The sequence below is a fragment of the Streptomyces sp. NPDC029674 genome (assembly GCF_044903205.1).
In the GTDB taxonomy this organism is placed as follows: domain Bacteria; phylum Actinomycetota; class Actinomycetes; order Streptomycetales; family Streptomycetaceae; genus Streptomyces.
This window is the reverse complement of the sequence record NZ_JBJDPY010000009.1, coordinates 302,865-323,947: the sequence shown is the minus strand read 5'-3', so window position 1 is coordinate 323,947 and position 21,083 is coordinate 302,865. Positions and strand designations below refer to the sequence as shown.

The 21,083-nt window shown below is 71.9% G+C and carries 18 protein-coding genes; 11 read left to right on the top strand and 7 right to left on the bottom strand.

Features of this window, described 5'->3' with window-relative positions; all coding sequences use genetic code 11:
- Positions 1 to 62 precede the first annotated feature (62 nt).
- Positions 63 to 755 (top strand): PepSY domain-containing protein, encoded by a 693-nt coding sequence (locus ACI2L3_RS23440; RefSeq protein ID WP_404754322.1) that lies wholly within the window; start codon positions 63 to 65, stop codon positions 753 to 755.
- A gap of 53 nt (positions 756 to 808) precedes the next feature.
- On the opposite strand, the gene meaB is transcribed toward ACI2L3_RS23440, so the two are convergent.
- The gene (meaB, locus tag ACI2L3_RS23435; protein WP_404754321.1) at positions 809 to 1,765 is read right to left on the bottom strand and encodes a methylmalonyl Co-A mutase-associated GTPase MeaB; all 957 of its coding nucleotides are present in this window, start codon (positions 1,763 to 1,765) and stop codon (positions 809 to 811) included.
- Between the two features lie 49 nt (positions 1,766 to 1,814).
- Positions 1,815 to 3,017 carry an acetyl-CoA C-acetyltransferase gene (locus ACI2L3_RS23430; RefSeq protein ID WP_404754320.1) on the bottom strand — a complete coding sequence of 401 codons (1,203 nt, stop codon included), beginning with the start codon at positions 3,015 to 3,017 and terminating at the stop codon, positions 1,815 to 1,817.
- Between the two features lie 138 nt (positions 3,018 to 3,155).
- On the opposite strand from ACI2L3_RS23430, the gene mce reads away from it, so the two are divergent.
- From mce to ACI2L3_RS23390, 8 genes are all read left to right on the top strand, one after another.
- On the top strand, positions 3,156 to 3,596 hold the full coding sequence (mce, locus tag ACI2L3_RS23425) for a methylmalonyl-CoA epimerase (RefSeq protein ID WP_404754319.1): 441 nt from the start codon (positions 3,156 to 3,158) through the stop codon (positions 3,594 to 3,596).
- A gap of 206 nt (positions 3,597 to 3,802) precedes the next feature.
- Positions 3,803 to 7,873, top strand: a complete 4,071-nt coding sequence (gene scy / locus ACI2L3_RS23420; protein WP_404754318.1) for a polarized growth protein Scy — start codon at positions 3,803 to 3,805, stop codon at positions 7,871 to 7,873.
- 182 nt (positions 7,874 to 8,055) lie between these two features.
- The gene (locus ACI2L3_RS23415) at positions 8,056 to 8,991 is read left to right on the top strand and encodes a cellulose-binding protein (RefSeq protein WP_150216158.1); all 936 of its coding nucleotides are present in this window, start codon (positions 8,056 to 8,058) and stop codon (positions 8,989 to 8,991) included.
- A gap of 75 nt (positions 8,992 to 9,066) precedes the next feature.
- Positions 9,067 to 10,017: an ABC transporter ATP-binding protein gene (locus ACI2L3_RS23410; protein WP_404754317.1), complete on the top strand. Its 951-nt coding sequence runs from the start codon at positions 9,067 to 9,069 to the stop codon at positions 10,015 to 10,017.
- A gap of 3 nt (positions 10,018 to 10,020) precedes the next feature.
- The gene (locus tag ACI2L3_RS23405) at positions 10,021 to 10,791 is read left to right on the top strand and encodes an ABC transporter permease (RefSeq protein WP_404754316.1); all 771 of its coding nucleotides are present in this window, start codon (positions 10,021 to 10,023) and stop codon (positions 10,789 to 10,791) included.
- Positions 10,792 to 10,838: 47 nt separating this feature from the next.
- Positions 10,839 to 11,666: a hypothetical protein gene (locus ACI2L3_RS23400; RefSeq protein ID WP_404754315.1), complete on the top strand. Its 828-nt coding sequence runs from the start codon at positions 10,839 to 10,841 to the stop codon at positions 11,664 to 11,666.
- A gap of 105 nt (positions 11,667 to 11,771) precedes the next feature.
- A complete protein-coding gene (locus ACI2L3_RS23395) occupies positions 11,772 to 12,935 on the top strand; it encodes an ABC transporter ATP-binding protein (RefSeq protein WP_404754314.1) in 1,164 nt (387 codons plus the stop codon).
- A gap of 110 nt (positions 12,936 to 13,045) precedes the next feature.
- Positions 13,046 to 13,888, top strand: a complete 843-nt coding sequence (locus ACI2L3_RS23390) for an ABC transporter permease (RefSeq protein WP_404754391.1) — start codon at positions 13,046 to 13,048, stop codon at positions 13,886 to 13,888.
- A gap of 25 nt (positions 13,889 to 13,913) precedes the next feature.
- Here ACI2L3_RS23390 and ACI2L3_RS23385 read toward each other — a convergent pair whose 3' ends face one another.
- Positions 13,914 to 14,246: an ATP/GTP-binding protein gene (locus ACI2L3_RS23385; RefSeq protein WP_404754313.1), complete on the bottom strand. Its 333-nt coding sequence runs from the start codon at positions 14,244 to 14,246 to the stop codon at positions 13,914 to 13,916.
- Between the two features lie 209 nt (positions 14,247 to 14,455).
- Between ACI2L3_RS23385 and ACI2L3_RS23380 the strand changes: the two genes are divergently transcribed.
- A complete protein-coding gene (locus tag ACI2L3_RS23380; RefSeq protein ID WP_404754312.1) occupies positions 14,456 to 15,493 on the top strand; it encodes an LLM class flavin-dependent oxidoreductase in 1,038 nt (345 codons plus the stop codon).
- A 73-nt stretch (positions 15,494 to 15,566) separates the two neighbouring features.
- Here the strand turns inward: ACI2L3_RS23380 and ACI2L3_RS23375 are convergent, their stop codons facing one another.
- On the bottom strand, positions 15,567 to 15,959 hold the full coding sequence (locus ACI2L3_RS23375) for an SCO5389 family protein (RefSeq protein ID WP_355802756.1): 393 nt from the start codon (positions 15,957 to 15,959) through the stop codon (positions 15,567 to 15,569).
- 242 nt (positions 15,960 to 16,201) lie between these two features.
- On the opposite strand from ACI2L3_RS23375, the gene nucS reads away from it, so the two are divergent.
- Positions 16,202 to 16,873: an endonuclease NucS gene (gene nucS / locus ACI2L3_RS23370; protein ID WP_362990291.1), complete on the top strand. Its 672-nt coding sequence runs from the start codon at positions 16,202 to 16,204 to the stop codon at positions 16,871 to 16,873.
- Positions 16,874 to 16,886: 13 nt separating this feature from the next.
- Here the strand turns inward: nucS and ACI2L3_RS23365 are convergent, their stop codons facing one another.
- The 3 genes from ACI2L3_RS23365 to ACI2L3_RS23355 form a co-directional block, all read right to left on the bottom strand.
- Entirely contained in the window at positions 16,887 to 19,337 is a 2,451-nt protein-coding gene (locus ACI2L3_RS23365) for an ATP-binding protein (RefSeq protein WP_404754311.1), read from the bottom strand.
- A gap of 218 nt (positions 19,338 to 19,555) precedes the next feature.
- Positions 19,556 to 19,879 (bottom strand): STAS domain-containing protein, encoded by a 324-nt coding sequence (locus tag ACI2L3_RS23360; protein ID WP_030792181.1) that lies wholly within the window; start codon positions 19,877 to 19,879, stop codon positions 19,556 to 19,558.
- 196 nt (positions 19,880 to 20,075) lie between these two features.
- Entirely contained in the window at positions 20,076 to 20,924 is an 849-nt protein-coding gene (locus tag ACI2L3_RS23355; RefSeq protein ID WP_404754310.1) for a 3-hydroxyacyl-CoA dehydrogenase family protein, read from the bottom strand.
- Between the last annotated feature and the right edge of the window lie 159 nt (positions 20,925 to 21,083).

Here is a 21,083-nt window from a genome sequence, read left to right as displayed (position 1 = left end):
AAAGCGAACGGCAGCGGCCCACCGGCCGCAGCGAACTCGCACACCGTCTCGGAGGAACACTCATGAAGCGCAACATCGTGATCGCCACCGTCGCCGCCGCGGCCCTGATCGGAGGCGGCACCGCCACCGCCTTCGCGGTCGGCGGTGACGACGACAGCGCAGCCAGCCGTTCGAGCGTCCAGCTCAAGGACCACGACCGCAAGGACGACGACCGCGGTGACGACGACGGCAAGGACGACGACCGCGACGACGCCGCGGAGAACACCGCCGAGGCGAAGGCCGCCAAGGTGACCGCCGCGGACGCCATCAAGGCCGCCCTCGCGGACACCAAGGGCACCGCGGTCTCCGCCGAGCTCGACGACGAGGACGGCGGCCTGGTCTGGGACGTCGACATCCTGAACGGCAAGACGTGGCACAGCGTCGAGGTCGACCCGGGCACCGGCAAGGTCCTCGGCTCCTGGACGGAGAAGGATGATGACGGTGACGACGCCGCCGACGCCGCCCGCGTGAACTCGGCGCTGAAGGGCGCGACCATCAGCGCCGCGGACGCCGCGAAGGCCGGCGCCGACAAGGGCACCGTGACCTCCGTGGACCTGGACGACGACGGCACGGCGACCGCCTGGAACGTGGAGACGACCGGCGCGAAGGGCGCCGAGTCCGAGTACAACGTCGACCTGAAGACCGGCAAGGTCACGGCGGACCACTCGGACGACCAGGACGACAACGACAACGACAACGACGGCTCCGACGACTGACGTACGGAACACCATCGCGGCCCGGACCCCAGGTCCGGGCCGTTCCCGTGCGCCTAGCTCTCCGTGAGCCCCTCGACCAGCTCGTCCGCGGCCGTGTACGGATCCAGCTCGCCCGCCACGATGCGCTCCGCGAGCGCGGAGAGCCTGAGGTCGCCGTGCAGGGAACCGATCCGCTCCCGCAGCGTCGTGACGGCGATCGTCTCGACCTCCCGGGAGGCGCGGGCGGCCCGCCGCTCCGCGAGGACCCCGCGCTCCTCCATCCACGCCCGGTGCTTCTCCAGCGCCTCCACGACCTCGTCGATTCCCTCGCCGCGCGCCGCGACCGTCTTCACGATGGGCGGGCGCCAGTCCCCGGGGCCGCGGGACTCACCGAGGCCCAGCATGTGGTTCAGCTCACGCGCGGTCGCGTCGGCGCCGTCGCGGTCCGCCTTGTTGACGACGTATACGTCGCCGATCTCCAGGATGCCGGCCTTGGCCGCCTGGATGCCGTCGCCCATGCCGGGCGCGAGGAGCACGACCGACGTGTCCGCCTGGGAGGCGATCTCCACCTCGGACTGGCCGACGCCGACGGTCTCGACGAGGATCACGTCGCAGCCCGCCGCGTCCAGGACGCGGATGGCCTGCGGCGCGGCCCACGCGAGGCCGCCGAGGTGGCCGCGCGTGGCCATGGAGCGGATGTAGACGCCGGGGTCGGACGCGTGGTCCGACATCCGCACCCGGTCGCCGAGGAGCGCGCCGCCGGAGAAGGGGGACGACGGGTCCACGGCGAGGACGCCGACCCGTTTCCCCGCCCGCCGGTAGGCGCTCACAAGCGCGGACGTCGATGTCGACTTGCCGACACCGGGCGATCCCGTGAGACCGACCACGTACGCCTGTCCGGCGAGCGGCGCCAGCGCCGCCATCACTTCACGGAGCTGCGGTGACGCCCCCTCGACCAGTGAGATCAGCCGGGCCACGGCCCGTGGCCTGCCCTCGCGGGCCTGCGCCACCAGGGAGGGGACGTCCTGCATCACAGCTCCGTTCACTACGTGGGCGTACGGGACGGCGGGTGCCGCCGTGTCAGCCCTTGGTCACCTTCACGATCAGGGCGTCGCCCTGACCGCCGCCACCGCACAGCGCGGCCGCGCCCACGCCGCCGCCCCGCCGCTTCAGCTCGAGGGCGAGGTGCAGGACGAGGCGTGCGCCCGACATGCCGATCGGGTGACCAAGCGCGATGGCTCCGCCGTTGACGTTCACCTTTTCCGAGGAAACTCCGAGGTCGTTCATTGACTGCACCGCGACGGCGGCGAAGGCTTCGTTGATCTCGATCAGGTCGAGGTCCGACGCCTCCAGGCCCTCCTTCTTCAGCGCGTGCCGGATGGCGTTGGACGGCTGCGACTGGAGCGAGTTGTCGGGTCCCGCCACATTGCCGTGGGCGCCGATCTCCGCGAGCCAGTCGAGGCCGAGCTCCTCGGCCTTGGCCTTGGACATGACGACGACCGCGGCGGCGCCGTCGGAGATCTGCGAGGCGGAGCCCGCGGTGATCGTGCCGTCCTTGGCGAAGGCGGGGCGGAGCTTGCCGAGGGACTCGACGGTGGTCTCGGGGCGGATGCCCTCGTCCTTGGCGAAGAGCACCGGGTCGCCCTTGCGCTGCGGGATCTCGACCGGCGTGATCTCGGCCTCGAACAGGCCGTTCTTCTGGGCGGCGGCGGCGCGCTGGTGCGAGAGGGCGGCCACCTCGTCCTGCTCCGGGCGGCGGATGCCGAGCCGGGTGTTGTGCTTCTCCGTGGACTCGCCCATCGCGACGCCGTCGAAGGAGTCGGTCAGGCCGTCGTGCGCCATGGAGTCGAGCATTTCGATGGCGCCGTACTTGTGGCCCTCGCGGGACTTGGGGAGCAGGTGGGGCGCGTTGGTCATGGACTCCTGACCGCCGGCCACCACGATGTCGAACTCGCCGGCGCGGATCAGCTGGTCGGCGAGCGCGATGGCATCGAGGCCCGAGAGACAGACCTTGTTGACGGTCAGCGCGGGGACGCTCATGGGAATGCCCGCCTTGACGGCGGCCTGGCGTGCCGGGATCTGCCCTGCCCCGGCCTGGAGCACCTGGCCCATGATCACGTACTGGACCTGGTCGCCGCCGATTCCCGCGCGTTCCAGCGCGGCCTTGATCGCGAATCCCCCCAGATCCGCACCCGAGAAGGACTTCAGGGAGCCGAGGAGACGGCCCATGGGCGTGCGTGCGCCCGAGACGATCACTGAGGTGGTGCCGGTCGTTCCTGCCATGTGCGACGACCCCTTGGGAGGAGAGGAGTTAACGAGGGTTTATCTGAATGTACTGAGCAGTACCCCCGCCGTCACCGGGCGGCGACTGTGATCGCGCGCACGTTGCGTAATCACTGCATCTAGCGCTGCACTTGAACCATGCTGACGCGAATCGATCACATCGGGATCGCCTGTTTCGACCTCGACAAGACCGTCGAGTTCTACCGTGCGACGTACGGATTCGAGGTGTTCCACACCGAGGTCAACGAGGAGCAGGGCGTGCGTGAGGCCATGCTCAAAATCAACGAGACGAGTGACGGGGGCGCCTCCTACCTCCAGCTCCTGGAGCCGACCAGGGACGACTCCGCGGTCGGCAAGTGGCTGGCCAAGAACGGTGAGGGCGTGCACCACATCGCCTTCGGCACCGCGGACGTGGACGGCGACGCCGCGGCCATCAAGGACAAGGGCGTACGCGTCCTCTACGAAGAGCCCCGAATCGGCTCCATGGGGTCACGCATCACGTTCCTGCACCCGAAGGACTGCCACGGAGTCCTTACGGAACTTGTCACTTCGGCGCCCTCCGAGTCACCGGAGCACTGACCTCCGTATATCTGGGCCGGTAGGGTTAGCCGCGGCCGTCCGAACTTTGGGCGGCCACGTACCGGGGTCCGGGTTTCGGGGGACGTGCGTCGGGGCAGCAGCTCATGCTCCGCTGTTGATCTGACACCATTCCCCCGGGGGCCCGTTCGGCGGATGGACGGGCTCGTTGGAGTTACTTGCGACCAGGGGACGGATGGGACCGCGCAGTGCGGGGCTACGAACGCCAAGAGAACTCGCGGGCTGAGACCGACAGTCTGTCGCGGTTCGAGGCCGAGATGGACCGGCTGAAGACCGAGCGGGAGAAAGCCGTCCAGCACGCCGAGGACCTCGGCTACCAGGTCGAGGTGTTGCGCGCCAAGCTGCACGAGGCGCGCCGCAACCTCGCGTCCCGGCCTGCCTACGACAGCGCGGACATCGGGTATCAGGCCGAGCAGCTGCTCCGCAATGCCCAGATCCAGGCCGAGCAGCTGCGCGCCGACGCCGAGCGCGAGCTCCGCGACGCCCGCGCGCAGACCCAGCGCATCCTCCAGGAGCACGCCGAGCAGCAGGCACGCCTCCAGTCCGAGCTGCACGCCGAGGCCGTCTCGCGCCGCCAGCAGCTCGACCAGGAGCTCGCCGAGCGCCGCCGGACCGTCGAGTCCCACGTCAACGAGAACGTGGCATGGGCCGAGCAGCTCAGGGCCCGCACGGAACAGCAGGCCCGCCGCCTCCTCGACGAGTCGCGCGCCGAGGCCGACCAGGCTCTGGCCGCCGCCCGCGCGGAGGCCGCCCGGATCGCCGAGGAGGCCCGCCAGCGCCTCGCCGGTGACGCCGAGGCCGCCCGCGCCGAGGCCGAGGCGATCCTGCGCCGCGCCCGCACCGACGCCGAGCGCCTCCTGAACGCCGCGTCGACGCAGGCCCAGGAGGCCACCGACCACGCGGAGCAGCTGCGCACCACCACGGCCACCGAGTCCGAGCAGGCCCGCCGGCAGGCCGCCGAGGCGAGCCGCGCCGCCGAGCAGCGCATGGCCGAGGCCGAGACGGCGCTGCGTGCGGCGCGCGGCGAGGCCGAGAAGGTGCTCGCCGAGGCCAAGGACGCCGCGGCCAAGCAGCTGTCGGCCGCCGAGGCGGCGAACGAGCAGCGCACCAGGACCGCGAAGGAGCAGGTCGCCCGCCTTGTCGGCGAGGCCACCAAGGAGGCCGAGTCCACCAGGTCCGAGGCCGAGCAGCTGGTCGCCGACGCCCGCGCGGAGGCCGAGAAGCTGATCGCGGACGCCGCCGAGAAGGCGCGCACGATCACCGCCGAGGAGACCGCGAGCCAGCTCGCGAAGGCCGCCCGGACCGCCGAGGAAGTCCTCGACAAGGCTTCGAAGAACGCCAAGGAGACGACGAAGGCCGCCACCGAGGAGGCCGAGCGGATCCGCTCCGAGGCGGAGGCCGAGGCGGACCGGCTGCGCGCCGAGGCGCACGACATCGCCGAGGAGCTCAAGGGCGCGGCGAAGGACGACACCAAGGAGTACCGCGCCAAGACGGTCGAGCTCCAGGAGGAGGCGCGCCGGCTGCGCGGCGAGGCCGAGCAGCTGCGGGCCGACGCGGTCTCCGAGGGCGAGCGCATCCGGGGCGAGGCGCGGCGCGAGGCGGTCAAGGAGATCGAGGAGGCGGCCAAGTCCGCCGAGGAGCTCCTCGCCAAGGCGAAGGCCGACGCCGAGGAGCTGCGCACGGCCGCGGCGACCGAGAGCGACCGGGTCCGCACCGAGGCCGTCGAGCGCGCCACGACGCTGCGCACGCAGGCCGAGGAGACCCTGGAGCGCACCCGCGCGGAGGCCGAGCGGCACCGCGAGGAGGCCGCCGAGCAGGCCGAGACCACGAAGTCCGAGGCCGAGGAGGCCGCGCGGGCGCTGCGCGAGGACACCGAGCGGGCCATAGCGGCACGGCAGGCCGAGGCCGCCGAAGAGCTGACGCGGCTGCACACGGAGGCCGAGGACCGGCTCTCCGCCGCCGAGCAGGCGCTGACCGACGCCCGCGCCGAGGCCGAGCGGATGCGCAAGGAGGCCACGGACGAGACGGACCGGCTGCGCACGGAGTCCGCCGAGCGGATCCGCACGCTCCAGGCGCAGGCCGAGGCCGAGGCGGAGCGGCTGCGCGACGAAGCGGCCGCCGATGCCTCACAGGCCCGCGCCGAGGGCGAGAACATCGCCGTACGGCTGCGTTCGGAGGCCGCCGCCGAGGCCGAGCGGCTCAAGACGGAGGCACAGGAATCCGCCGACCGGGTCCGCGCGGAGGCCGCGGCCGCCGCCGAGCGTGTCGGCACGGAGGCCGCCGAGGCGCTCGCCGCCGCCCAGGAGGAGGCGGCCCGCCGCCGCCGCGAGGCCGAGGAGACCCTCAACTCCGCGCGTGCCGAGGCCGACCAGGAGCGTGAGCGGGCCCGCGAGCAGAGCGAGGAGCTCCTCGCCTCCGCCCGCAAGCGCGTCGAGGAGGCGCAGGCCGAGGCGATCCGTCTCGTCGAGGAGGCCGACCGCCGCGCGGCCGAGATGGTCTCGGCCGCCGAGCAGCACGCCCAGTCGGTACGGGACTCCGTGGCCGGCCTGCACGAGGCGGCGCAGGAGGAGGTCGCGGGGCTGCGCTCGGCCGCCGAGCACGCCGCCGAGCGTACGAGGACGGAGGCGCAGGAGGAGGCGGACCGCGTCCGCGCCGACGCCTACGCCGAGCGGGAGCGCGCCACCGAGGACGCCAACCGCACCCGGCGCGAGGCCGCGGAGGCCTCGGAGGCCGCCAAGGAGCTCGCGGAGCGTACGGTTTCGGACGCCATCGCGGAGGCCGAGCGGATGCGCTCGGACGCCTCGGAGCACGCCCAGCGGGTGCGCACGGAGGCGTCGGACACCATCGCGCAGGCCGAGCAGGACGCCGCACGCACGCGTGCCGACGCCCGCGAGGACGCCAACCGCATCCGCAACGACGCGGCGGGCCAGGCCGACACGCTGATCGGCGAGGCCCGCAGCGAGGCGGAGCTGCTGCAGAACGAGACGGCCGCGGCGGCCGAGCGGCTGCGTGCCGAGTCGACGGCGGAGGCCGAGCGGCTCAAGACCGAGTCCACCACGGAGGCCGAGCGCGTCCGTGCGGAGGCCGTCGAGCAGGCGGAGCGGCTCACGGCCGAGACCGCCACCGAGGCCGAGCGCGTCCGCAAGGAGGCCGTGGAGCAGGCCGAGCGGCTGCGTGCCGAGTCCACCGCCGAGGCGGAGCGGGTCCGTTCGGAGTCCGTGGCGAAGGCCGAGAAGCTCATCTCGGACGCCTCCGGGGACGCCGAGCGGCTGCGCGCCGAGGCCGCCGAGACGGTCAACTCCGCGCAGCAGCACGCCGAGCGGATCCGCAGCGAGGCCGAGCGCGTCAAGGCGGCGGCCGCGAGCGAGGCCGAGCAGCTCACGTCCCAGGCGCGCGAGGAGGCCGAGCGCACGCTCGACGAGGCCCGCAAGGAGGCCAACAAGCGCCGTCAGGAAGCCGCCGAGCAGGTCGACACGCTCATCACGGAGGCCGCGGCCGAGGCCGAGAAGCTGACGACGGACGCCCAGGAGAAGGCGCTGAAGGCGACCACGGACGCCGAGGCGCAGGCCGACACGATGGTCGGCGCGGCCCGCAAGGAGGCCGAGCGTCTCGTCGCCGCGGCGACGGTCGAGGGCAACACGCTGGTGGAGAAGGCCCGTACGGACGCGGACGAGCTGCTCATCGGCGCCCGCCGCGACGCGACGGCCATAAGGGAGCGCTCGGAGGAGCAGCGCGACCGTCTCACCGCCGAGATCGAGGAGCTGCACGACCGCGCCCGCCGCGAGTCCGCCGAGGCGATGAAGTCCGCGGGCGAGCGGTGCGACGCGCTGGTCAAGGCCGCGGAGGAGCAGCTGGCCGAGGCCGAGGCGAAGGCGAAGGAGCTGGTCTCGGACGCCAACACCGAGGCGGGCAAGGTCCGTATCTCCGCCGTGAAGAAGGCCGAGGCGCTCCTGAAGGAGGCCGAGACGAAGAAGGCCGCGCTGACCCGCGAGGCCGAGCGGATCAAGGCCGAGGCCGAGGCGGAGGCGACCCGCATGGTCGAGGAGGGCAAGCAGGAGCTGGAGGTTCTGGTCCGGCGCCGCGCGGACATCAATGCGGAGATCTCCCGTGTCCAGGACGTGCTGGAGGCGTTGGAGTCTTTCGAGGCCCCGTCGAGCGGTGCGAAGTCCGGGTCCGGCGGCGGTTCGGGTGCGGGCGGTGTCAAGGCGGGGGCGGCGGCGGGATCGACTCGTTCGAGTGGCAAGCAGTCAGAGGGGTAGTCAAAGAGCATCTCTCGTGCTCTGAAAGGACCTTTGGCTCTGTTGCTGGCAAGTGCTCTGGCGGTTAGCCACTCAAAAGGGGTGTCATTCTCCAGATCAAACGGGCATCTGCTCGATGACACGCCGCTCGGACCCCTAGGATTCCCTCTATCACCTCACCGGTCTCATTCGACAGGAACCCCATGAGCGACACTTCCCCCTACGGCTTCGAGCTTGTGCGGCGTGGGTACGACCGCGCTCAGGTGGACGAACGTATCTCCAAGCTCGTCTCCGACCGTGACAGCGCTCTTGCCCGTATCACTGCTCTGGAAAAGCGCATCGAGGAGCTGCACCTCGAGACGCAGAACGCCCAGGCCCAGGTCGCCGACGCCGAGCCGTCGTACGCCGGTCTCGGTGCCCGCGTCGAGAAGATCCTCCGCCTCGCCGAGGAGGAGGCGAAGGACCTGCGCGAGGAGGCCCGTCGCGCGGCCGAGCAGCACCGTGAGCTCGCCGAGTCCGCCGCCCAGCAGGTGCGCAACGACGCCGAGTCGTTCGCCGCCGAGCGCAAGGCCAAGGCCGAGGACGAGGGCGTCCGGATCGTCGAGAAGGCCAAGGGCGAGGCGAGCGCGCTGCGGGCCGAGGCCCAGAAGGACGCGCAGTCCAAGCGTGAGGAGGCGGACGCCCTCTTCGAGGAGACCCGCGCCAAGGCCGCCCAGGCCGCCGCGGACTTCGAGACGAACCTCGCCAAGCGCCGCGAGCAGTCCGAGCGCGACCTGGCCTCCCGTCAGGCCAAGGCGGAGAAGCGTCTCGCGGAGATCGAGCACCGTGCGGAGCAGCTGCGTCTGGAGGCGGAGAAGCTGCGGACCGACGCGGAGCGCCGCGCCCGGCAGACCGTCGAGACCGCTCAGCGCCAGGCCGAGGACATCGTGGCCGACGCGAACGCGAAGGCGGACCGGATCCGTTCGGAGTCCGAGCGCGAGCTCGCCGCGCTGACGAACCGTCGCGACTCCATCAACGCGCAGCTCACCAATGTGCGGGAGATGCTGGCTACGCTCACCGGGGCGGCTGTGGCTGCCGCCGGTACGCCCGCCGATGACGAGCCCGTCTCCCGGGGGGTCCCGGCGCAGCAGACCCGCTGAGGTCGCCTTCCCGAGGCACTTGCAGGGCCCTCTGCCCAAGTGGCAGGGGGCTCCGTGCCGTTTTAGCGTTGCCGCATGATCGAGCTCGAGGGGCTGACCAAGCGGTACGGCGAGAAGGTGGCCGTCAACAATCTGACCTTCACCGTCCGCCCCGGCATGGTCACCGGCTTCCTCGGGCCGAACGGCGCGGGCAAGTCCACCACCATGCGCATGCTGCTCGGGCTCGACAACCCGTCGGCCGGCGCCGTCCGCATCGACGGCCGGCACTACTCGCAGCTGAAGGACCCCCTCACGTACATCGGCGCCCTGCTCGACGCCAAGGCGATGCACGGCGGCCGCAGCGCCTACAACCACCTGCTCTGCCTCGCGCAGAGCAACGGCATCCCGCGCGGCCGCGTCGCCGAGGTCCTCGACACCGTCGGACTGACCGCCGTCGCCAAGAAGAAGGCCAAGGGCTTCTCGCTCGGCATGGGCCAGCGGCTCGGCATCGCGGGCGCCCTGCTCGGCGACCCCGAGATCCTGATGTTCGACGAGCCGGTCAACGGCCTCGACCCCGAGGGCATCCACTGGATCCGGAACCTGATGAAGTCCCTTGCCGCACAAGGGCGTACGGTCTTCGTCTCCTCGCACCTGATGAGCGAGATGGCGCTCACCGCCGACCACCTCGTCGTCATCGGCCAGGGCCGTCTCCTCGCCGACCTGTCGATGTCCGACTTCATCCGGCAGAACTCCCGGTCGTACGTCAGACTCCGCTCCCCGCAGCGCGAACGCCTCCTCGACGTCCTGAGCGGGGCCGGCATCACGCCGGTCGAGGCGGGTGACGGAACCCTCGAAGTGGACGGCACCCCGGCCGAGGAGCTCGGCGAGCTCGCCGCGCGGAACCAGCTCGTCCTCCACGAACTGAGCCCCCAGCAGGCGTCCCTGGAAGAGGCCTTCATGCAGCTCACCGCGGAGTCGGTCGAGTACCACGCGCACGCCGACCGCCCGGGCCCCGGCCAGGGCTGGCAGCCGCGGAAGGGGGCCTGAGCGATGGCCGCGACGCAGGTACTGAAGTCGGAGTGGACCAAGATCCGCTCGGTCTCGTCGACCGTCTGGACGCTCGGGCTCGCCCTCGTCGTCACGGTCGCGCTCGGCATGGTGATCAGCATCCTGTCCAAGAACGACTACGACAGCCTGGACGCCAGGGACAGGCTGACCTTCGACCCGACCTTCATCAGCTTCGCCGGGATGTCCCTCGGCCAGCTCGCGATGATCGTCTTCGGGGTGCTCGTCGTCTCCAACGAGTACAGCACCGGCATGATCCGCACCTCGCTCGCCGCGGTCCCGCAGCGCGCCACGTTCCTCTTCGGCAAGATCGCCGTCGCGACGCTGCTCGCCTTCGTGGTGGGCCTGGCCACCAGCTTCCTCACGTTCTTCGTGGGGCAGGCGATGCTCGGCGAGTACCGGGCGCAGCTCGGTGACCCCGGAGTGCTGCGCGCCGTCATCGGCGGCGCGCTCTACATGACGCTCATCGCGATGTTCTCGATGGGCGTCGCGGCGATGCTGCGCAGCCCGATGCTCTCCCTCGGCATCCTGATGCCGTTCTTCTTCCTCATCTCCAGCATCCTCGGCAACGTGTCGGCGACGGAGAAGATCGGCCGCTTCCTGCCCGACCAGGCCGGCAGCAAGATCATGCAGGTCAAGTCGCCGTTCGACGACGACACCCCGTACGGGCCGTGGGGCGGTCTCGCGATCATGGTGGCGTGGGTGGTGCTCGCGCTGCTCGGTGGGTACGTACTGCTGAAGAAGCGGGACGCGTGACCTCGGCGTCCACAGGGACGTACGGCCACCGTGCCCCGGAGGGACATGTGACCACGCAGGACCGCGGGCTCGCGGCGCTCGGCCTCGACGGCGTGCCCGCGCTGCAGCCCCTCACCTATCCGGGCCTGCCGGTCACGGTCCCCTCCCTGCTGACCGGCGCCGAACTCCTTGAGCTGCGCCCCGGCCCCGGCGGCGGGCCCGGCCAGTGGACCGTCGAAGGCACCGGCGAAGGCCCGCGCCCCTCCCTGGACGACGTCCTCGCCGCCCTCGGCCAGACCCCCGTCGCGGGCCGCCGCCCCGTCATCGCCGTCGGCTCCAACGCCTCCCCCGGCCAGCTCTCCCACAAGCTCACCCGGCGCGGCATCCCCGGCGCCGTGCCGATGGTGCCCGTGCGGCTGCGCGGCCTCGCCGTGGGCTGCTCCGCCCACATCGGCCGGGCCGGGTACGTGGCGGCCGCCCCCTACGGAGCCCGCACCGCACGCACCACCCTCGTCGTGTCCTGGCTGGACGCGGCGCAGCTGTCCGCGGTCGACGCCACCGAACTCCCCAACTACCGGAGGGTCCTGCTGCCGGGGGACGCGTACGGGATGACCCTGCCGTCGGGCGAGCGGCTCGACGGGGCGTACGTCTACGTCAGCGTGCGCGGCGTCCTCGCCGACCCGGTCACCGGCCTGCCAAGGCCCGGCGGCGGCGACCAGGCCGCGCTGCTCGACGCGCTCCTCGACGCGTCGCCGCGCCTGCGGGAACTGCTCGGGCCCGACGCGGCGTCCTGGGTACGGCGGGCGGCCGCCGACCCCGAGCTCCGCGCGCGGGGCACGCTCCTCTTCGCCGAGGAGGGCTGGGTGCTGCCGTGGACGGAGCTCCCGGCGGCGTAATCGCTTTTACCTGCTCTTGGCTGGAACCGTCAGCTCCCCGTTATCCTCCTAACCCTTACGGGGGCGTGTGCCCCGACGTCCTGAACCATTCGATGGGTGCGGAGAATGATCGAGGCAGTCGGCCTGACGAAGCGCTACGGCGCCAAGACAGCCGTGTACAACCTTTCCTTCCAGGTGCGGCCCGGAACCGTCACCGGCTTCCTCGGGCCGAACGGCTCCGGCAAGTCGACGACGATGCGCATGATCCTCGGGCTCGACGCGCCCACCACCGGGCAGGTGACGATCGGCGGCTATCCGTACCGCAAGCTCCCGAACGCCCCGCGCCAGGTCGGTGCGCTGCTCGACGCCAAGGCCGTGCACGGCGGCCGGCACGCCCGCAACCACCTGCTCTGCCTCGCGCAGCTCTCCGGCATCCCGGCCCGCCGGGTCGACGAGGTGCTCGGCGTCGTGGGCCTGCAAGACGTGGCGAGGAAGCGCTCCAAGGGCTTCTCGCTCGGCATGGGGCAGCGGCTCGGCATCGCGGCGGCGCTCCTCGGCGACCCGCAGGTGCTGCTCTTCGACGAGCCGGTCAACGGCCTCGACCCGGAGGGCATCCTCTGGGTCCGCAACCTGATGAAGTCGCTCGCCGCCGAGGGCCGCACGGTCTTCGTGTCGTCCCACCTGATGAGTGAGATGGCGCTCACCGCCGAGCACCTGATCGTGATCGGCCGCGGCCAGCTGCTCGCCGACATGAGCGTCAGGGACTTCATCTCGCACAACTCCGCGGACTTCGCGCGGGTGCGTACGCCGGACAGCGAGCCCGAGCACCGCGAGAAGCTGACGGCCGCGCTGACCGAGGCGGGCGGCCAGGTGCTGCCCGAGCAGGACGGCGCGCTGCGCGTCACCGGTCTGCCGCTCCCCCGCATCAGCGACCTCGCGCACGGCGCGGACGTCCGCCTGTGGGAGCTCTCCCCGCACCAGGCCTCGCTGGAAGAGGCGTACATGCGGATGACGCAGGGCGCCGTCGACTACCGCTCGACGGTCGACCAGCGCGCGGGCCTCCAGCAGGAGATGCCGCCCGGCGCCGTCCCGCAGGGGCAGCCTCCGATGCCGATGCCGGGCCAGGGCCAGCCGGGCTGGTACGCGCCGCCGCCGCCCCAGCAGGGCGGTCAGCCCTTCGCGATGCCGCAGCAGCCGCAGGAGGGGCAGAACCCCTACGCCGCGGCGCCGCAGCAGGCCCCCGCCCCCGACATGACCAAGCGCGCGACCGACAACGAGGATGCCCGATGACCACGCCTCCGACTCCGCAGCAGCAGCCGCAGGCGCAGCAGCCCCAGCAGATGTACGCCCCGGCCGGTGCCCCGGCGCCGCAGGGGGCTCCGGTGCCGCAGGGTGCCCCCATGGCTCCGCCGCCCGCCGCGCCCGCGCCGCCCTCCGCCTGGCAGCAGGCGATGGCCAACGCCTACACCTCGCCGATCCCGGTCAAGCAGACCCACCTCGGCAACGCCCTGGCCTCCGAGTGGACGAAGATCAAGTCGGTCCGCTCCACGATGTGGACCCTGGGCATCTTCCTGCTCCTGGTCGTCGGCATCGGCCTGCTCGCCGTGGCGAACACCGATGCGACCGACTACGCGGACATGCCGTTCACCGTGCCGGCCTTCTTCGGTCTGATGCTCGGTCAGATCTGCCTGATCACGCTGGGTGTGCTCGTCACCTCGTCCGAGTACGGCACGGGCATGATCCGTACGACGTTCACCGCGTCCCCGCAGCGCTACCGCGTCCTCGCCGCGAAGGTCATCATCTACTTCGTGGTCGCCTTCGTGGTCTCCGCCGGCTCCATCCTCCTGGTGGGCCTGGCGGCCTCCGCCGCCCACAGCGGCCCCGAGGCGGGTGACCTGCCGTGGGCGGGCACGGTCTTCAAGGGCGGTCTGTACGTCTCGCTGCTCGGCGTCCTCGCGCTCGCCGTCGGCTCGATGCTGCGGCACTCCGCGGGCGCCATCACCGCCATGCTCGGTGTCGTCCTGGTCCCGGCGATCATGCCCGCGTTCCTGATGATCTGGGAGAGCACGCAGTCGCTCGGCGAGAAGATGAACGACTACAACGCCATCACGGCGCTCGCCAAGATCTTCGGCGCGGACACCGCGGACGGCCCCGGCGGCGGCTCGCAGCTGACGCTGCTCGTCGTCGTCACGGTGGCCGCCCTCGCCGGCGCGTTCGCCCTGCTGGAGAAGCGCGACGTATAGCCGTACGGGACAGCCCTACGGGGCCTCAGTACCTCGGCGCGTTACGGGACCGCTGCACCCGCGTGGTGCGGCGGTCCTTCGCGTTCCAGCACGCCTTGTGCCAGTGCCTGCGCTCGTCGACGCCGGAGTGCTCGGGCCAGGCCACCACGTGCGCGAGGGCCGACGGGATCTCCTGGTCGCAGCCCGGGCACCGGTACCGCTTGCCCGCCGCGCTCGCGCCCGCGACGTGGCGCACGCTCCACTCCTCGCCCTGCCAGCTCTCGGTGGACTGGAAGCCGCCGAAGCGGCCCGGCGGTTCCGCGTCCATGGACGCCTTCGGCTCACCGGCGCCCTTGGGGCGGTTGCGACGCGGGGACACGGAAACACCTCACGGGCTGTACGGCGGTCAGGGGTGTGACCAGCCTACGCGCCGCGCCGGGGGGTACCCGTGCCGCGCCGGAGGCCGCCGGACCCTTCGCTGCACGGAAAATCCAACAATCTTCACGCCAGGCCGTGCCTTTGGCACGTGTCATGCGTTGTTGCCCGTAGGGGGAGTGCCTGCGTCGGCGCCAAGGAGGCAGGAGTTCCATGCGTGTAGGTAGTTTTGTTCTGGCCGCCCAGTTCCCCGGACAGGGGCAGGGGGAGGCACTGCACCGAGCGGTGCGGTCCGCCGAGGTGGCCGAGGAGGCGGGGCTCGACTCCGTCTGGCTCGCCGAGCACCACTTCGTGCCGTACGGCACGTGCCCGTCCGCGGTGACCCTCGCGGCCCTGCTGCTCGGGCGGACGCGGCGGATCCGCGTCGGCACGGCCGTGAGCGTACTCCCGACCGTCCACCCCGTGGCGCTCGGCGAGCAGGCGGCCCTGCTGCACATGACGTCCGGCGGCCGGTTCTCGCTCGGCGTCGGACGTGGCGGCCCGTGGGTGGACCTGGAGGTCTTCGGGGCCGGCCTGGAGGCGTACGAGAAAGGGTTCCCGGAATCGCTCGACCTGCTGCTCCGGTGGCTGAGCGAGCCCCGGGTGGAGGGCAGCGGCGGCCGGTTCGCCTTCCGCGAGGTGGCCGTCGTGCCGCGCCCGCAGGAGGCGCTGCCCGGCCAGGGCGACAGCGGCGGCCCCGAGGTCATCGTCGCCTGCACCTCCCCGTCCAGCGTGCGGCTCGCGGCACAGCGCTGCCTTCCCATGCTGCTCGGCATGCACGTGGGCGACGACGAGAAGGCCGAAATGGTGGCCTTGTGGAACCGGCACGCGCGTGCTTCCGGCCACACCCACGAAAAAATCGCCGCGGCAGAGCACGTCTCCGCCGGAGTCGCACAGATCGCGGACCGGCGCGTGGAGGCGGCCGAGACTTTACAGAAGGCGATGCCCGGCTGGCTGAAGCAGGGTCTGGACGCCCATGTGACCGTGGACGGCAGGCACCGCGCCATGCGGGACCCGGCGGCCTACACCGAGCTGCTCTGCGGGCTGCATCCCGTGGGCACCCCGCAGGTGTGCGCCGACCGGATCGCCGCCACATCGGAGCGCACCGGCATCACGCGCTTCGCCCTCCTCGTGGAAGGCTCGGGCGACCTCGCGGCCACGGAGGAGAACGTGCGGCGGCTGGGCGCCGAAGTACTGCCTCAGCTCGGCTGAGATCTGCCGTCCGCCGAGGAGCTGCCGCTCCGGACTGAAACACCTCCCGCGTACGGAGCGGCAGCAACAGACTTCAGCAGTCCCGCAGTTCAGGCGACTGGTTGAGCAGCTGCCCCCGGATCGAAGTGAAACGGGCGAGCCGGTCGTCCACCGAAGGATCCAGCGGGAACACCGCTACGCGGTGGCAGTTCTGGAATGCCAGACGCACTCCGAAGTGCCGCTGCAGGGCACCACGAATCGCGTCACTCGCGAGCGCGCGCAGCAGCTGCCCGCGTGCCTGCTCGTCCGGCGGCGGAGTCTGGTTGTCGGCGAACTCGCCGCCGTCGACCTTGAGCTGGGCCACCAGGGAGCTGATCATCTCCCATGCGTAAGGCAGGGAGGTCCGGACGCAGTCGACGAATTCTGCTTCGTCGACCTCGCCTCGCTCGGCCTGTTCCAACAGTGCCGGTGAGACGTCGAGCGACATGGGTTCTCCTCTCGCACCCCCGGGGAGCGGGGGCCAACGGACAGGGATGGAGCCCGCCTACGCAGCGTGCACGGATGACGACCTCTTGCTTCTACGGTAGGCACCGGGCGGTGCCCGCACCAGAAGATTGGGCGCATAACCGGCCAGGATCGAACAGGTTCATCGCCGGACAAGTCGCTCGCGCGGGGCTGCGGGGTGGGCGAATCGCGCGCACCGGCCCCGGTCGAGTAGCGTTGCGCCCCATGCGTCTCGTCATTGCCCGATGCTCCGTGGACTACGCGGGCCGGCTCACCGCCCATCTCCCGTCGGCGCCCCGCCTGATCCTCGTGAAGGCGGACGGCAGCGTCTCGATCCACGCGGACGACAGGGCTTACAAACCGCTCAACTGGATGTCTCCGCCCTGCACATTGAAGGAGGGGACGGGGGACGACGCCGGTGTGTGGACCGTCGTGAACAAGGCGGGCGAGAAGCTCATCATCACGATGGAGGAAGTCCTGCACGACTCCTCGCACGAGCTGGGCGTGGATCCCGGCCTCATCAAGGACGGCGTGGAAGCACACCTTCAGGAGCTGCTCGCCGACCGGATCGAGACACTCGGCGAGGGATACTCACTCATTCGTCGCGAGTACATGACGGCGATCGGCCCGGTGGACATCCTCTGCCGCGACGCCGACGGGCAGACCGTCGCCGTCGAGATCAAGCGGCGCGGCGAGATCGACGGTGTGGAACAACTCACCCGTTACCTCGAGCTGTTGAACCGCGACCCGCACCTGGCGCCCGTCAGGGGCATCTTCGCCGCCCAGGAGATCAAGCCGCAGGCCCGCGTCCTCGCCACGGACCGCGGCATCGGCTGCACCGTCCTGGACTACAACGCGCTGCGGGGCATCGAGGACGACAAGCTGCGGCTGTTCTGACCCGCCCGCCGGCTCAGGCGCCGGGCGTCGTCCCGCCGGAGTCGCCCGCCGAGTCCGACTGGTCGGGCGAGGTGGGCGGGTCGTCCGTCGTGGGCGGCGTCGTCGGCGGGGTGGTGGGGGGTGTGGTCGGCGGGGTCGTGGGCGGAGTGGTCGGCGGGTCCGTCGGCTTGTCGGACGGCTTGGTCGGCTTGTCCGAGGGCTTGGTCGGCTTGTCGGACGGCTTCGTGGGCTCGTCGGACGGCTTGTCCGAAGGCTTGCCGGACGGCTTGCCGCTGTCGCTCGGCGTGCCCGAGGGCTTCCCGCTGCCGCTCGGTGTCGGGCCGTCCGAAGTGCCGGCGGTGCCCGGGGTGTCCCCGCGGCTCGTGGAGCCCTTCTGCGGCTCGTCGGCGGTCAGGCCGTCGCCCTCGCCGCCCTCCTTCGCGGACTGCTCGGTCTTGACCTTGTCGCCGGGCGGGTCGTTGTTGTCGGACGTGGCGCCGAGCGTGACGACGGTGCCGAGGACGGCGGCGAGCAGGGCTCCGGCGCCGGCGGCGACGAGGTTGCGCCGGGTGCCGCTGATGATGGAGCGGCGGCTGGGCGCGGGGCCCGACCCCACGGAGGGCGTCAGCTTGCTGGTGACGAGTGTGTCCGGCTCCGGGGGCGGTGCGGGCAGCCCGAAGGCGGCGGGTATGCCGCCGGGGGGCGACGCCGATTCCTCGTAGCGGGCGTCGGGCACCTCTTCGCCCGTGCGCCCGCCGGGCAGCGCGCCGCCCGAGCGGTCGGCGACCAGGGCGAGGGCCCTGCGTCCGGAGATCATGCCGCGCTTGTCGGCGAGCGCGCCGCGCAGCCCGATGGACGCCTCCAGCTCGGCGCGGGCCCGGTCCAGCTGCCCGCCGCAGAGCGCGAGGATGCCCAACTCGTGGTGGAAATACGCCTCTTCGGCGACCTCGCCCGCGTTCCGCGCCGCTTCCTGGCCGGACCGCAGGGCCCGCTCCCAGGCGCCCCAGTCGAGTCCGCCGGCGAAGGCGGGCGCGGCGGTGCGGGCGAGCAGCACGGCCGCGCCCGCCTCGCTGGCGACCAGCGCGCCGAGCGCGGCCTGCACGGCGTCCGCCTCGGCGGCGACGCGCTCCGGGGTGACGGAGGGGTGTCCGGCCCACCAGGCGTAGTGCTGGGCCGCGGTCAGTGCGTGCTGGGCCGCCTCGTCGGCGTATCCGGCGGACTCCAGCTGGGCGCGCACGCCCGCGGCGAGGCGGTAGTGGGCGCCGACCGGGGTGACCAGGGCGCAGCTCACCAGTTCGGCGAGGGCCGCGTCGGCGTGGGTGTCGCCGACGAGGGCGGGCAGGTGGGCCTGGTGGGGCAGTTCGCCGCCGAGCGCGACGGCGAACTTCAGGGTGGCGCGGGCGGACGGGCTGAGCCGTGCGGCGAGCAGGGCCGCGGGCGCGGCGCCGTCGGCGAGCGAGGGCAGCGGGATCTCGGCGTCGCCGTCGAGGCCGGCGTCGAAGGGCGCGTCGACGGGGGTCTCCGCGAAGTAGCCGTGCTCCTCGAAGACGTGCGGGTCGGCGCGGAGCTGGTCGCGCTGGCGGAGCAGGGCGCCCGCCTGGACGAAGCGCAGCGGGAGCCCCTCGGACTCGAACCAGAGGTCGCCCGCCCAGTTGGCCTCCTCGTCGTCGAGGACGCGGCCGACGGCACGCTCCAGGAGTTCCAGGCCGCCGCCCCGGCCGAGGCCGCCGAGGAAGACCTCTTCGAGGTGGGAGTCGGGGGAGGGTGCCGCCACGTCGGGCGTGGTGGCGATGAGGAAGGCGCACTCGGGGGTCGCGTCGAGCAGCTCGTCGAGGCCCGCGCCGCCGAACTCCAGGTCGTCGAGGACGACGACGGCGCCGATGTCGTGGACGAGTTCGAGGAGCAGGGCGCGGTCGGGGCGGTGCAGCGGCGCGTCGTGGACGGCGGCGAAGAGGTCGTGGAGCAGCTCTGTGGGTGTCCTGCGGTAGCCGGAGAGGCGGACGACGCCGTCGGGGGCGAGGTCCGCGCAGTCGTCGGCGACGGCGTCGAGGAGCGCCGTGCGGCCCGATCCGGCGGGCCCGGTGAGCCGTACGGAGCGGCCGCGCGCGAGGAGCCGTACGAGGCGCTCACGCTCCTCCTGGCGCTCCAGGAGCGGCAGCCTGGGCAACGCGGGGCCCGGCGGCACGGGCGGCATCGCGGCCCGGCGCAGTTCGGCGCGCTCGGCGGCGGTGCGCTTGGCGGGCCGCGCCGGCCGCTCCCCGGGCGGGCAGGGTTCGATCTCACTGCCGTCGACGGGGTTCACGGTGAGCAGGAAGTCACCGGAGACGAGCTGGACGGTGCGGGCCAGCGCGGGCGCGGGCTGACCGAAGTCAGGGGTCAGGGGATCGCGCGGCGGCCGCCCCGGGCGCGCCGGTCCGTCGTCGTCGATGCCGTCGTCGATGCCGTCGCGGCCGTACTCTTCGGGTCCCCGGTTCATCGGGTCCATGGTCTCAGCCCCCCAGATGCGTCGTGTGCAGAGCCCCCTCCGGCCTTCGTGCACACTGCGCTGTCGCTTCTGGTCCGGCGCCCCCGTGCGGGTCCGTCTATCGGTGGGCGACCGAACCCTAGACCTTCGCTCAGTATCTATGAGTGGGCGGGGTACCGCCCCGCCCGAGACGTCACAGTCTCGTGAGGATTGTGCGTGAGGTGCGGGTTCAGGAACGTTCAGGCTCTGGGGAGCGATTCGACACCGATGCCGCCTTCGATGGCGAGGATCCGGTGGAGCCGGGTCGCCACGAGGAGGCGCTGCATCTGCGGTGGCACGTGGCGCAGGACGAGTCTGCGGCCGCACCGTCCGGCGCGGCGGTGCGCGCCCATGATGACGCCGAGTCCCGTGGCGTCCCACGAGTCGAGTTCGGAGAGGTCCAGCACCAGGTCGCCGGCGCCGTCGTCGACGGCTGAGTGCAGGACCGTGCGGGCGTCCGCCGCGCTGCGTACGTCGAGGCGTCCCCCGACGACCAGCTGGGCCTGGTCGCCCCTGATGTGCATATGCGCTCCCCGAGAGTGCTGTGTCTGCTGTGACGCCCGATACGTAGGGCGTCTGCGTATGTCACTGCAACTGACTGCCGCTTGGGCGAGGAAGTTGCCGTCTGTAAGCGAACCGATACCGAATTCACTCCGAGGGGTGACCCGCCGGGCGCCGAAGCGCCCGACGGAGCGTCAGACGGCGTACGTCAGTGCTGGTTCAGTGCTTGTAGAACCCTTGCCCGCTCTTGCGCCCGATGTCACCGGCGTCAACCATCCGGCGCATCAGCTCCGGCGGCGCGAACTTCTCGTCCTGGGATTCCGTGTAGACGTTGCTGGTGGCGTGCAGCAGGATGTCGACGCCGGTGAGGTCGGCGGTGGCGAGCGGGCCCATGGCGTGGCCGAAGCCGAGCTTGCAGGCGATGTCGATGTCCTCGGCGGTGGCGACGCCCGACTCGTAGAGCTTGGCGGCCTCGACGACGAGCGCGGAGATCAGCCGGGTCGTCACGAAGCCGGCGACGTCGCGGTTGACGACGATGCAGGTCTTGCCGACCGACTCGGCGAACTCCCGGGTGCGGGCGAGGGTTTCGTCGCTCGTCTTGTAGCCGCGCACCAGCTCGCAGAGCTGCATCATCGGGACCGGCGAGAAGAAGTGGGCGCCGACGACGCGCTCCGGGCGCTCCGTGACGGCCGCGATCTTCGTGATCGGGATGGCGGAGGTGTTGGAGGCGAGCACGGCGTCGTCGCGCACGAGCTTGTCGAGCGTGCGGAAGATCTCGTGCTTGATCTCGAGCTTCTCGAAGACGGCCTCGACGACGATGTCCGCGTCGGCGACGGCGTCCAGGTCGGTGGTGGTCGTGATGCGCGCGAGCGCGGCCTCGGCGTCGTCGGCGGCGAGCTTGCCCTTGCTCACGAACTTGTCGTAGGACGCCTTGATCCCGTCGGTGCCCCGGGTCAGGGCCTCGTCGGTGACGTCGCGCAGGACGACGTCCCAGCCCGCCTGGGCGGAGACCTGAGCGATGCCGGACCCCATGAGTCCGGCTCCGATGACGGCGAGCTTCCGTGCCACTGTTCCGACTCCCCTACCGCTTATCACGCTTGGCTTACACGCTGTTTACGTATGCCTCTCCGGCGCACGTTAGCGTTCGTGAGCGCGCCTGTGGCCGTGAAGAGATGCGCGTCACGCCCACCCGTCGCCCGACCACCGCCCCTCAACGAGGCCTTTCAG